We start from the raw sequence: 12257 nt of genomic DNA, 5'->3' as shown, positions 1-12257 counted from the left end.
GGGAAAGCCGGCCTCTCTGACAAGAATGGCCTTTCTTCGCCGCTTGCCGCGGAGAACAAGGAGACACGCCATGCCTCTGGCCTCTCTGATCGGCCGATGGGCCATGCAGCCGTTTTCCAAGGCGCTGCCGCCGCTCGGCGACACCGAACGCGCCGCGCTCGAGGCCGGCACCGTCGGCTTCGAAGGCCTGCTTTTCGCGGGGCGTCCCGACTTCGACCTGCTCTCGGCCATGGGCCCCAACCGGCTCAGCGAGCGCGAGCAATCCTTCATCGATCGCGAGGTGCGCGAGCTGTGCCGCATGCTCGACGACCACGCCATCGACCAGGCGCGCGACCTGCCGCCCGAGGTGTGGCGCTACCTGCGCAACAAGCGCTTCTTCGGCATGATCATTCCCGAGGAGTACGGCGGCCTTGGCTTTGGCCACTACGCGCATGCCACGGTGGTGGCGCGCATCGCCACCGTCAACATCGCCGCCGCCGTGACGGTGATGGTGCCCAACTCGCTCGGGCCCGCGGAGCTGCTGCTGCGCTATGGCACCGACGCGCAGAAGGTGCGCTACCTGCCGCGCCTGGCCGATGGCCGCGAGCTTCCATGCTTCGGGCTGACCTCGCCCTATGCGGGCTCCGACGCGGCCGCCATTCCGGACCGCGGCGTCATGGTCGAGCGCGAATTCGGCGGCCGGCGCACGCGCGGCTTCCTGGTCGACTTCGACAAGCGCTACATCACGCTCGCGCCCGTCGCCACCGTCGTGGGGCTGGCCTTCCATGCGGTGGACGAGAGCAGGCCCGAGGGCGAGCGCGAACTCGGCATCACCTGCGCGCTGATTCCGGTGCCGCACGAAGGCATGGAGATCGGCCGGCGCCACCGCCCGATGGACAGCGCCTTCATGAACGGCCCGATCCATGGCCGCCAGGTGTTCGTGCCGGTGGACTGGGTGATCGGCGGCGAAAAGCAAGTGGGCCAGGGCTGGCGCATGCTGATGGAGTGCCTGGCCGCGGGCCGCGCCATCTCGCTGCCCGCGCTCGGCTCGGCCATGCAGCAGACGGCGCTCTACGTGAGCAACGGCTATGGGCAGATCCGCGAGCAGTTCGGCCTGCCGATCGGCAAGTTCCATGCGGTTGCGGGCCTGGTCGCGCAGATGTCGGCCGAGCTCTATGCGAGCGATGCGGCGCGGCGCTTCACCGCGGCCGCGCTGGACAAGGGCGAGCGGCCGAGCGTGGCCAGCGCGATCCTCAAGGTGCAGCTCACCGAGGCCGGGCGGCGCGCCGTGAACCACGGCATGGACATCCTGGGCGGCAAGGGCATCATCGCCGGGCCGTCGAACCTGCTGGGCGTGTCGTACCGGCAGGCGCCGATCGCGATCACGGTGGAGGGCGCCAACATCCTGACGCGCGCGCTCATCGTGTTCGGCCAGGGCGCGATCCGCTGCCATCCGCATGTGCTGGCCGAAATGGCGGCCGTGCAGGCGCGCGACGAGAAGGCGCTGGGACGGGCGCTCGTCGCGCACGGCAGGCATGTGGCTGCCAATCTGTGGCACAGCCTGTTCGGCGCGCCGGTAGTGGGCAAACCGCCCGAGGCGCTGGCGCGCGAGGCACGGCTGATCGCGCGCATGAGTGCCAAGTACGCGCTCACCGCCGACCTGGCCATGGGCCTGCTCGGCGGCCGGCTCAAGCGCATGGAGCTGCTGTCGGCGCGGCTGGGCGACGTGCTCGCGCACCTGTACCTGGCCAGCGCGAGCGTGTGGCGCTATCGGGTCGACGCGGCGCCGGAATTGCTGCCCTTTGCGCAGGCCGCGATCCGGCTGCAGCTGGACGAGGCGGGGAAGATCCTGCGCGATCTCTACGCCAACCTGCCGACTGCCGGCCGGCGCGTGATCGGCGCGCTGGTGCTGCGCCGTACCGCGCACCTGGCGCCGCTGCGCGACGTGCAGCTGATGGCGCTGGCCGAGTTGCTGCGCACCGATCCGCGCATCGTCCAGCGGCTGGCGCCGGACCTCAGCGAACCCGCGGCCGGCGGCCTGCGCGACCTGATGCATGCGATGGAACTGGGCGAGCAGCTCGGCGGCGACACCGCGGCCATGCTCGACAAGGCGCTGCGGCGCACCCGCTCGTTCGAGGAAGCCGCAGGCTCGGCGCCCGATCCGGGACTGGCGCTGGCCTACCTCAAGGCCGCCGACAAGGTGATCCAGGTCGACGACTTCGAAGGCCCCGTGCAGCAGCAGGCGCGCGCGGCACTCAGCCGGCCGGCTGCGCCGCCGCCAGCGCAGCCAGCGCCGCGGCCGTCTGCGCATCGGCCGGAAAGAAGGACTCCACCGCCAGTTCCTGCAAAGTGACGTCCACCGGCGTGCCGAAGATGGTGGTGGTGCTGATGAAGCTCAGCACGCCGTTCGGCGTGGCCAGCTGAAAGGGCACCACGACGCCCGAAAGCTCCGTGTCGGCCGCGGGTGTGTCGTGGCTCACCTGTGGCGTGGGATAGGCTTCGAGCTCGTCGTGCAGGGCCTGCAGCACGGTGTCGCCGGTGGCGGCAATCTGCTGCTGCAACCGTTCGAGCAGATGGGCGCGCCACTGCGCGAGATTGGCGATGCGCGAAGCCAGGCCGCCCGGATGCAGGCTCAGGCGAAGCACGTTGATGGGCGCCTTCACCAGCTCGGGGGCGGCGCCGGCCATCAGCATCGGCACCAGCGCGTTGTGCGCCACCAGGTTCCAGTGCCGGTCGACGGCCAGGGCGGGGAACGGCTCATGGCCCTTGAGCACCAGGTCCACCGCGCGCCGGGCCGAGGCCATGGCCGGGTCGTCGAGCGAGCGCTGACGGTACATCGGCGCGAAGCCCGCGGCCACCAGCAGCGCATTGCGCTCGCGCAGCGGCACGTCGAGCCGCTCGGCCAGGCGCAGCACCATCTCGCGGCTGGGCGCGGCGCGGCCCGTCTCCACATAGCTCAGGTGGCGGGTCGAGACCTCGGCTTCCTGGGCCAGGTCGAGCTGGCTGAGCCGCCGGCGGGTGCGCCAGTGCCGCAGGTGGGCGCCGAACGGATCGCGCGCGCCGGGCTGGCCGGCGGCGGTGGAGTGGGTGCGGGTGGTGGTCATGGCCCGCATTCTGGCGCGGCGCCGATGCCGCGCCATGACCTCCGAGGTCATCGACGCGACGCAGGCCGGACGGAATCATTGGCTCCAACGCGGCAGGACTGGCTTGCGGCGTACCACCCGAAGGAGATCCGCATGTCCGTCTTTGCATCCCCCCGCTTCCTGCCCAACGTGATGTGGGCCGACGCCGCGTCCTGCGCCGCGACCGGTGCGCTGCAGGTCGTATTCACCGGCGCGCTTGCCAGGCTGACCGGCCTGCCGGCGCCGCTGCTCATGGGAACCGGTGTCTTCCTGCTGGCCTATGCCGCCGCCGCGGCCTTGATGGCCAGCCGCCGCACGCCGCCGCGCACGCTGATCGGCCTTGTGGTGGCCGGCAACTTCGGCTGGGCCGTGGCCTGCATCGCGCTGCTGGTGAGCGGCGCGTTCGCGGTGACCGCGCTGGGCACGGCCTGGGTGCTGGCGCAGGCACTGTGCGTGGTGGTGCTGGCCGAGCTGCAATGGACCGGCCTGCGCCGCACCCGCGGCGGCGCGGACATGGCCTTGGCCTGAGTGCGCGGGATGCCGGCAACGCCCCTTCACCCGGCATTTTTCGCGATGAGGAACGCCGCGGGCCAGAGGACCGGGTTGGAATACAGACTACAGCAGCTGACATCGTTCCCCGCTATCCTTGAAGAGCTTCCACGAACAATCAGGAGTTCCTCAATGGCCAAAGCACCGGCGCACCCCTTTGCGTCCACCCTCAAGACCTTCAAGACCGCATCGGGCAAGTCCGGCAAGTACTGGTCGCTGAAGGAGCTGGCCAGGCAATATCCCAGCGTCGAGCGGCTGCCGGTGTCGATCCGCATCGTGCTCGAGTCGGTGCTGCGCAACTGCGACGGCAAGAAGGTCTCGGCCAAGCATGTCGAGGAGCTGGCCCGCTGGGCGCCCAATGCGGACCGCATCGACGAGATCCCGTTCGTCGTCACCCGCGTGGTGCTGCAGGACTTCACCGGCGTGCCGCTGCTGGCCGACCTGGCCGCCATGCGCAGCGTGGCCGCCAAGCTCGGCAAGTCGCCCAAGACCATCGAGCCGCTGGTGCCGGTCGACCTGGTGGTCGACCACTCGGTGATGGTCGACTACTACGGCACGCCCAAGGCGCTCGACCTCAACATGAAGCTCGAGTTCCAGCGCAACAACGAGCGCTACCAGTTCATGAAGTGGGGCATGCAGGCCTTCGACACCTTCGGCGTGGTGCCGCCGGGCTTCGGCATCGTGCACCAGGTCAACCTCGAATACTTTGCGCGCGGCGTCTACAAGAGCTCGAATGACAACGCCGAGGTGCCGGTGTACTACCCCGACTCGCTGGTGGGCACCGACAGCCACACCACCATGATCAACGGCGTGGGCGTGGTCGGCTGGGGCGTGGGCGGCATCGAGGCCGAGGCCGCCATGCTGGGCCAGCCGGTGTACATGCTGACGCCCGACGTGGTGGGCTTCGAGCTCACCGGCAAGCTGCGCGAAGGCGTCACGGCCACCGACCTGGTGTTGTACGTCACCGCCATCCTGCGGGCCGAAAAAGTGGTGGGCAAGTTCGTCGAATTCTTCGGCCCCGGCGCCGCGTCCATCGCGGTGCCCGACCGCGCCACCATCGGCAACATGGCGCCCGAGTACGGCGCCACCATGGGCTTCTTCCCGGTCGACGAAATGACCGTGGCCTACTTCGAGGGCACCGGCCGCACCAGGGAGGAGGTCGAGCGCTTCGAGGCCTACTACAAGGCGCAGGGCCTGTTCGGCATGCCGGCGCCCGGCGACATCGACTACACCAAGATCGTCAAGCTCGACCTGGGCACCGTGTCGCCGAGCCTGGCGGGTCCGAAGCGGCCGCAGGACCGCATCGACCTGGGCCACCTGTCGACCAAGTTCGCCGAGCTCTTCAGCAAGCCCAACGACGCCAACGGCTTCAACCAGCCGGCCGAGCGGCTCAAGCTGCGCTATCCGCTCGCCGTGAACGGCCAGGGCGGCGACGAGGAGGCCGCGCCGCCGCCGCCGGGCGCGCCGCGCGACATGGTCGAGATGGTGGACAACCGCTCGACCAAGGCAGCGGCCCATGTGAGCGCCACGGCGCCTCCGGCGCCCAAGGGCGGCGTGAGCATCGGCAACGGCGACGTGCTGATCGCGGCCATCACCTCGTGCACCAACACCTCCAACCCGAGCGTGATGCTCGCGGCCGGCCTCTTGGCCAAGAAGGCGGTGGAGGCGGGCCTCACGGTCAAGCCGCACGTCAAGACCTCGCTTGCGCCCGGTTCGCGCATCGTCACCGAATACCTCGAGAAGGCGGGCCTCCTGCCGTACCTCGAGAAGCTGGGCTTCTACCTGGCGGGCTACGGCTGCACCACCTGCATCGGCAACGCGGGCGACCTCACGCCCGAGATCAACGACGCCATCGTCAAGAACGACCTGGTCGGCGCGGCCGTGCTCTCGGGCAACCGCAATTTCGAGGCGCGCATCCATCCGAACCTGAAGGCCAACTTCCTGGCCTCTCCGCCGCTGGTGGTGGCCTTCGCGATCGCGGGCAACGTGATGGTCGACCTGATGACCGAGCCCGTGGGCAAGGGCAAGAACGGCAAGGACGTGTACCTGGGCGACATCTGGCCGAGCCCGAAGGAAATCGACCAGAACCTGCGCTACGCGATGAACGCCAAGTCGTTCCGCGAGAACTACGACAAGGTCAAGACCGACCCCGGCAAGTTCTGGAGCAGCATCAAGGGCACGGCGGGGCAGGTGTACGACTGGCCTTCTTCCACCTACATCGCCGAGCCGCCGTTCTTCGAGGGCTTCAAGATGGAGCCGCACGCCTCGGACGCGGGCTTCAAGGGCGCGCGGATCATGGCGCTGTTCGGCGACTCGATCACCACCGACCATATCTCGCCGGCCGGCTCGATCAAGGAGAGCTCGCCCGCGGGCATCTGGCTCAAGGCGCACGGCGTGGCCAAGGCCGACTTCAACAGCTACGGCTCGCGGCGCGGCAACCACGACGTGATGATGCGCGGCACCTTCGCCAACGTGCGCATCAAGAACCTGATGATTCCGCCGGACGTCAACGGCACGCAGGAAGAGGGCGGCGTCACGCTGTTCCAGCCGGGCAACCAGAAGATGTTCATCTATGACGCCGCCATGAAGTACATGGAGCAGGGCGTGCCGACGGTGGTCTTCGGCGGCGAGGAATACGGCACCGGCTCCTCGCGCGACTGGGCCGCCAAGGGCACGCAGCTCTTGGGCATCAAGGCCGTGGTGGCGCGCAGCTTCGAGCGCATCCACCGCGCCAACCTCGTCGGCATGGGCGTGCTGCCGCTGCAGTTCCGCGGCGCCGATTCATGGCAGACGCTGGGCCTCACGGGTGACGAGCAGATCGACGTGGTGATCGGCGGCGAGCTCAAGCCGCAGATGGACGTGAAGCTCGTGGTGCACCGCGCCGACGGCAGCCACCAGGAGGTGACGGTGCGCCTGCGCATCGACACGCCGATCGAGGTCGACTACTACAAGCACGGCGGCATCCTGCCCTTCGTGCTCAGGCAGCTGCTCGCGGCTTGACCCGCGTCGGCCTCATCTCCGACACCCACGGCCTGCTGCGCCCGGAGGCCGTGGCGGCGCTGCAGGGCAGCGACTTCATCGTGCATGGCGGGGACATCGGCGATGCGGGCATCCTCGAGGCGCTTGCCGCCATCGCGCCGCTGACCGTGGTGCGGGGCAACAACGACCGCGAGCCGTGGGCCGGCCGCATTCCGGAAACGGCCTTGCTGCAGGTGGGCGGCGTGATCGTGCATGCGGTGCGCGACCTGTCGCAGCTCGCCGCCGCCCCCGCCGGCGTCCGCGTGGTGGTCTCCGGCCACTCCCACAAGCCGAAGATCGAGGAGCGCGCCGGCGTGCTCTACGTCAATCCGGGCAGCGCCGGGCCGCGTCGATTCAAATTGCCAATTGCGGTGGCCGAGCTCATTGTCGATGGCGATGCCGTGTCGGCGCGCATCCTCGAACTGGGCTGAATGCGCCCCGGGGCGGCCGCAAACCCCAAAAAAAGAACCCGGCCCGCGAGGTCAAAGGGCCTTGGTCAGGTTTCTGCGATTGAGAATTGATAGCATCTAGCTTTTGCTCCATTGGCGCGCCTGGAATCCGGCGCACTTTCTTACCGTGCAAACCAACCATTTCGGGGCCGCGCCGGCATCTTCCGGCCTGCGGCTCGACCAGCTTCCCGACAACCAGTGGGCCACCGTGCTCGACGTGGCGCGGCCCGAGGGCGCGGACGACCGCGAGCTCGTGCTGCGCCTGACCGAGATCGGCTTCGTGCCGGGCGAGGCCGTGCGCATCGTCGCCCGCGGCCTGCCGGGGCGCGAGCCGCTGGCGGTGCGGCTGGGCCACACCACCTTCGCATTGCGGCGCCATGAGGCCGCATTGATCCACGTGGCGCCGGGCCTGGCGGAGGGCGCAAGCCATGGTTGAGGCCGTCATCCAGGGACCGGGGCGCCTTGCGGCCACGGCGCAGCCCGCGCGCATCGCGCTGTTGGGCAATCCGAACTGCGGCAAGACGGCGCTGTTCAACCTGCTCACCGGCAGCCGCCAGAAGGTGGCCAACTATGCCGGCGTGACGGTCGAGCGCAAGGAAGGGTCGCTGCGCACCGCGTCGGGCCGGCGCGTGTTCGTGCTCGACCTGCCGGGCGCCTACAGCCTCAACGCGCTCAGCGTGGACGAGGCCGTGACGCGCGACGTGGTTACCGGCAAGAGCAGCGAGCCCCTGCCCGACCTGCTGGTGTGCGTGACCGACGCCACCAACCTGCGGCTCAACCTGCGGCTCGTGCTCGAGGCCAAGCGCCTGGGTCTGCCGATGGTGGTGGCGCTCAACATGACCGACATGGCCAGGAAGCAGGGCATTGCGGTCGACACGGCCGTGCTGTCGCGCGAACTGGGCGTGCCGGTCATCGAGACCGTGGGCGTGCAGTCGGGCGGCGCGCAGGGCCTGCTCGAAGCCCTCGATGCGCCGGTGGCCGCCGCGGCGCCGCTGCCCTGGCAGCCGCCGGGGCTGGACGACGTGCTGGCCACGCAGCGCGAAGTGCGCCGCATCCTCGGCCTGGCCGTGCATGAGCCGGTCGGCAGCCTGGCCGCCAGCGACCGCATCGACCGCGTGGTGATGCACCCGGTGTGGGGCCTGCTGGTGCTCGCGGTCACGATGTTCCTGATGTTCCAGGCCGTGTTCAGCTGGGCCAACGTGCCCATGGACGCCATCAAGGCCGGCACCGAAGGCCTGGGCAACCTGCTGAAGGCCCACATGCCCGAAGGCATGCTGCAGAGCCTGCTGGTGGACGGCGTGATTGCCGGCGTGGGCGGCGTGATCGTGTTCCTGCCGCAGATCCTGATCCTGTTCCTTTTCATCCTGGCGCTGGAAGACTCGGGCTACCTGCCGCGCGCGGCCTTCCTGCTGGACCGCGTGATGGGCACCGTGGGCCTGTCGGGCCGCTCCTTCATTCCGCTGCTGTCGAGCTTTGCCTGCGCCATTCCCGGCGTGATGGCCACGCGCACCATCAGCAACTGGCGCGACCGCATCACCACCATCATGATCGCGCCGCTCATGACCTGTTCGGCGCGCCTGCCGGTCTATGCGCTGCTGATCGCGGCCTTCATTCCGGCGCGCACCGTGGGCGGCGTCTTCAACCTGCAGGGCGTGGTGCTGTTCGCGCTGTATGTCTTCGGCATCGTGTCGGCCATGGCGGTGGCCTGGGTGATGAAGCGCTTCCGCGACAGCAAGCAGCACTCGCCGCTGATGATGGAGCTGCCGGCCTACCGCTGGCCCAACCTGCGCAACCTGGCGCTCGGGCTCTACGAGCGGGCGTGGATCTTCATCCAGCGCGTGGGCACGATCATTCTCACGCTCACGATCCTGCTGTGGTTCCTGTCGACCTTTCCGTCGCCGCCCGAAGGCGCCACGGGCCCGGCCATCCAGTACAGCCTGGCGGGCATGATCGGCCGCGGCCTGGAGCACATCTTTGCGCCCATCGGCTTCAACTGGCAGATCTCCATCGCGCTGGTGCCGGGCATGGCGGCGCGCGAAGTGGCGGTGGGCGCGCTCGGCACGGTGTATGCGCTCTCGGCCAGCGGCGACGACGTGGCCGGCCAGCTCGAGCCGCTGATCGCAGGCAGCTGGTCGCTCGCAACGGCGCTGTCGCTGCTGGTCTGGTATGTGTTTGCGCCGCAGTGCATTTCCACGCTCGCGGCGGTCAAGCGCGAAACCGGATCATGGAAGTACGTCTGGATCATGGCCGGCTACCTGTTCGCACTGGCCTACCTGGCGTGCTTCATCACCTACCACGTGGCGCTGGCGCTGGGCGCGGGATGACCTGCCGCAAGGCTTGAGCGATGTTTCTGGGTTAGTCTCGAACGCGCGTTGGAGTAAACGGACATGACACAGCAATTGATCGTCGGATTGATCGTCGCGGCCGCCGCGTTCTATGCGGTCTGGCGCTGGATGCCCGCGGGCTGGCGGCGCAGTGCCGCGCACAAGCTCGCGGCCGGCACGCACCGCGCCGGACTGGTCGACCAGCAGCGCGCCGATCAGCTGGCGGCCTCGCTTGCCAAGAGCTCGGGCTGCGGCTCCTGCGACAGCTGCGGCAGCTGCGGACCCAAGACGCCCGCCAACCCACCCGAATCCGACAAAGCCGGCCAGGGCCCGCTGTCCACGCACAGCCGCTGAGGCCGATGCCCACGCACATCCTCGTCGTCGGGGGCGGCATCGGGGGGCTTTCTGCTGCGCTGGCACTGTCCCGCGGCGGCCACCGCGCCGATGTCTTCGAGCAGGCGCCCGCGTTCGCCGAGATCGGCGCCGGCATCCAGATGGGGCCCAACGTCACGCGGCGCCTCGCGCTGCTGGGCCTGGCCCAAGGCCTGGAGGCCATCGCCGCGCGGCCCGATGCCCTCGTGGTGCAGAGCGCGGGCAGCGGCGCCGAACTGGCCCGCCTGCCGCTGGGCGATGCGATGCGCGAGCGCTACGGCGCTCCTTATCTCTGCGTGCACCGCGCCGATCTGCATGCGCTGCTGCTCGAAGCGGTGCGCGCCCGCGGCAGGGGCACCCTGGTGACCGACGCGCGCATTGCGCAGGTCGAGACCAGCGACGATCTCGTGTGCATCTCGAGCAGCGGCGCGCGGGCCTGGGAAGGCGAGGCGCTGATTGGCGCCGACGGGCTCTGGAGCTTGGCGCGGCAACGCCTCGACGTGCCGTCCGCAGCCGAGCCGCCGCGCGCCACCGGCCACACGGCCTGGCGCGCGATGGCCGAGCAGGCCGCGCTGCCGCAGGTCCTGCGCCGCGGCCGGATCGACGTGTGGCTTGGCCCGCAGCTGCATGCGGTGGCGTACCCGGTGCGCGGTGGCGCCTGGCTCAACGTGGTGGTGATCGCGGAGTCGGCGCCGGCCGGCGATGCGCGCGACTGGGACCAGGCCAGCAGCCTCGCCGCACTGCAAAAGGCCACGGGCCGGAGTGGGCGCGCCTTGCAGGCCTTGCTCGAAGCCATGCCCGGCTGGCGCGCCTGGACGCTCAGCGACCGGCCGCCGCTGGCCTCTGCGGCCGAGATGGCCCACGAGCGCGTGGCGCTGGTGGGCGATGCCGCGCATCCGATGGTCCCCTACCTGGCGCAGGGCGCCGGCATGGCCATCGAGGATTCGGTGGCGCTGGCCGAGGCGCTGGGCCAAGGCAGTGCGGCCGACGTGCCGGCCGCCTTCGCGCGCTATGCCGAGGCGCGCTGGCAGCGCAACGCGCTCGTGCAGGCCAAGGCCCGGCGCAACGGCCAGATCTTCCATGCAGCCGGTGCGGTGCGCATCGGCCGCGACCTGGCAATGCGCGCGCTGGGCGCACGGCTGCTGGACCAGCCCTGGCTGTACGGCGGCTGAGTGCAGCCGCGCCGCGCACCCTCAGAGCCTGAAGGTCTGCAGGTGCTCGATGCGTTCGGCCAGGCCCTCGGCACCCAGGTAGTGGCCATGCGTGCCTTCCCGGACCTCGAGCAGCGTGGCTTCGAGTTCGGCCAGCGTCGCATCGCGTTCGACCACGAAGGCGGGCGGCACGTCGATGCCGGCCTCTGCACATGCATCGGCGACCAGGTGCGCGCTGGCGGGCGCACCACAGGCCGCGCATTTGACGATGGCCGCCACGCTGGGCTCCGCCCCGTTGGCAAGCAGCGCGCCCGTGAGCTCGGGCGAGATCTGGCCGTCGACATGGCCCAGCGCATCGCGCGCCACCGGCGCGCCCGCGCGCACCAGCGCCATGGCCGCGGCGAAGGCGCCCTGGCCAATGGCCACGTCGGTGGCCAGCGCGCTGCCCTGCTGCGGGCCGTCGAAGCTCACGCCGGCGGCCGCGAGTTGGGCCACCAGATCCGCGTCGTCGGTGCCGATGGCGTGGTGCAGCGCGGCACGCGCAATGGCCGGCAGCCGGCGCAGCGTGCCGTCCGCCAGCGGCGTGCGCCAGTCGACCACGGCGCGGCAATAGAAGGCCACCAGCTTGTCCATCAGGTCGAGGTCCAGCCCATGGTCCTGGTGCCGGTCGTCGAGGTACTGCAACAGGTCCTGGCCCGAGAAATAGTCGCCCGTGGGCGCCAGCGGATCCTCGTCCAGGTGCAGGGCCGCGAAGGCGCCGCGCAGGTCGGGCGCGATGGCGCTCACGCTGTCTTCGTGCAGCGCATGCGTCCAGGCGGGCGGCAGCCCGTGCTTCCATGCGACGATGCGGCCGTGCTCGGGGCCGGGCTCGACCACCGCATAGACGCGGTCGAGGTATTCGAAGCCGCCGAAGGGCAGGTGCGTGAGCTTGCCGCTCCAGGCGCGGCCTTCTTCCTTGGCGGCTTCTTCGGCCAGCTCTTGCTCATGTTCGATCCAGCCCTGCAGGTCGCGGTAGCCGTCGCTGCCGTCCCAGAACAGTTCCGACCAGCTGATGGATTCCACATTGCCGCTCATCGGCAGCGACAGGTCGTAGTCGAGCCGGCCGCCCGCCGTCTGCCGCCACAGCGCAGCCAGCGCCTCGGGAAGCGGGCCGGCGCACAGCGCCTCGATGGCGGCGATCCGCTGCGCCGGCATGGGCGGCTGGGCCTCGAAGATCACGCGGTCTGCGAACAGGACCACGCCATGCTCGCGCAAGGTCGCAAGCTCTTCGAGCGAGAACTGGACATCGTTCAT

Annotated in this window: 10 protein-coding genes; 8 read left to right on the top strand and 2 right to left on the bottom strand. The window is 70.0% G+C overall.

All coding sequences use genetic code 11. The annotated features are described in order from the left end of the window. Nucleotides 1–70: 70 nt before the first annotated feature. Entirely contained in the window at nucleotides 71–2332 is a 2262-nt protein-coding gene (locus AC1DMS_RS11150; protein ID WP_436299750.1) for an acyl-CoA dehydrogenase, read from the top strand. On the opposite strand, the gene AC1DMS_RS11145 is transcribed toward AC1DMS_RS11150, so the two are convergent. After that, the gene (locus AC1DMS_RS11145; RefSeq protein ID WP_026283842.1) at nucleotides 2235–3083 is read right to left on the bottom strand and encodes a helix-turn-helix domain-containing protein; all 849 of its coding nucleotides are present in this window, start codon (nucleotides 3081–3083) and stop codon (nucleotides 2235–2237) included. The genes AC1DMS_RS11150 and AC1DMS_RS11145 overlap by 98 nt on opposite strands. 132 nt (nucleotides 3084–3215) lie before the next feature. Between AC1DMS_RS11145 and AC1DMS_RS11140 the strand changes: the two genes are divergently transcribed. The 7 genes from AC1DMS_RS11140 (at nucleotide 3216) to AC1DMS_RS11110 (ending at nucleotide 10985) form a co-directional block, all read left to right on the top strand. Further along, nucleotides 3216–3629 carry a hypothetical protein gene (locus AC1DMS_RS11140; RefSeq protein WP_018903270.1) on the top strand — a complete coding sequence of 138 codons (414 nt, stop codon included), beginning with the start codon at nucleotides 3216–3218 and terminating at the stop codon, nucleotides 3627–3629. Nucleotides 3630–3782: 153 nt separating this feature from the next. Further along, nucleotides 3783–6650 carry an aconitate hydratase gene (acnA, locus tag AC1DMS_RS11135; RefSeq protein WP_436299751.1) on the top strand — a complete coding sequence of 956 codons (2868 nt, stop codon included), beginning with the start codon at nucleotides 3783–3785 and terminating at the stop codon, nucleotides 6648–6650. Further along, nucleotides 6647–7099 (top strand): metallophosphoesterase family protein, encoded by a 453-nt coding sequence (locus AC1DMS_RS11130; RefSeq protein ID WP_478181003.1) that lies wholly within the window; start codon nucleotides 6647–6649, stop codon nucleotides 7097–7099. The genes acnA and AC1DMS_RS11130 overlap by 4 nt, the downstream gene beginning before the upstream one ends. Nucleotides 7100–7244: 145 nt before the next feature. Beyond that, nucleotides 7245–7553 carry a FeoA family protein gene (locus AC1DMS_RS11125; protein WP_026283843.1) on the top strand — a complete coding sequence of 103 codons (309 nt, stop codon included), beginning with the start codon at nucleotides 7245–7247 and terminating at the stop codon, nucleotides 7551–7553. Continuing rightward, nucleotides 7546–9441, top strand: a complete 1896-nt coding sequence (gene feoB / locus AC1DMS_RS11120) for a ferrous iron transporter B (protein ID WP_062362726.1) — start codon at nucleotides 7546–7548, stop codon at nucleotides 9439–9441. The genes AC1DMS_RS11125 and feoB overlap by 8 nt, the downstream gene beginning before the upstream one ends. Before the next feature lie 63 nt (nucleotides 9442–9504). After that, entirely contained in the window at nucleotides 9505–9795 is a 291-nt protein-coding gene (locus tag AC1DMS_RS11115) for a DUF6587 family protein (RefSeq protein WP_018903275.1), read from the top strand. A gap of 5 nt (nucleotides 9796–9800) precedes the next feature. Next, complete coding sequence (locus AC1DMS_RS11110; RefSeq protein WP_062362723.1) at nucleotides 9801–10985, top strand: FAD-dependent monooxygenase; 1185 nt, start codon at nucleotides 9801–9803, stop codon at nucleotides 10983–10985. Between the two features lie 21 nt (nucleotides 10986–11006). Here AC1DMS_RS11110 and AC1DMS_RS11105 read toward each other — a convergent pair whose 3' ends face one another. Beyond that, nucleotides 11007–12257, bottom strand: a complete 1251-nt coding sequence (locus tag AC1DMS_RS11105; RefSeq protein WP_062362720.1) for a carbohydrate kinase family protein — start codon at nucleotides 12255–12257, stop codon at nucleotides 11007–11009.

The sequence above is a fragment of the Variovorax sp. 05T418 genome, assembly GCF_056396385.1.
This window is presented reverse-complemented; position numbering and strand designations above follow the sequence as displayed.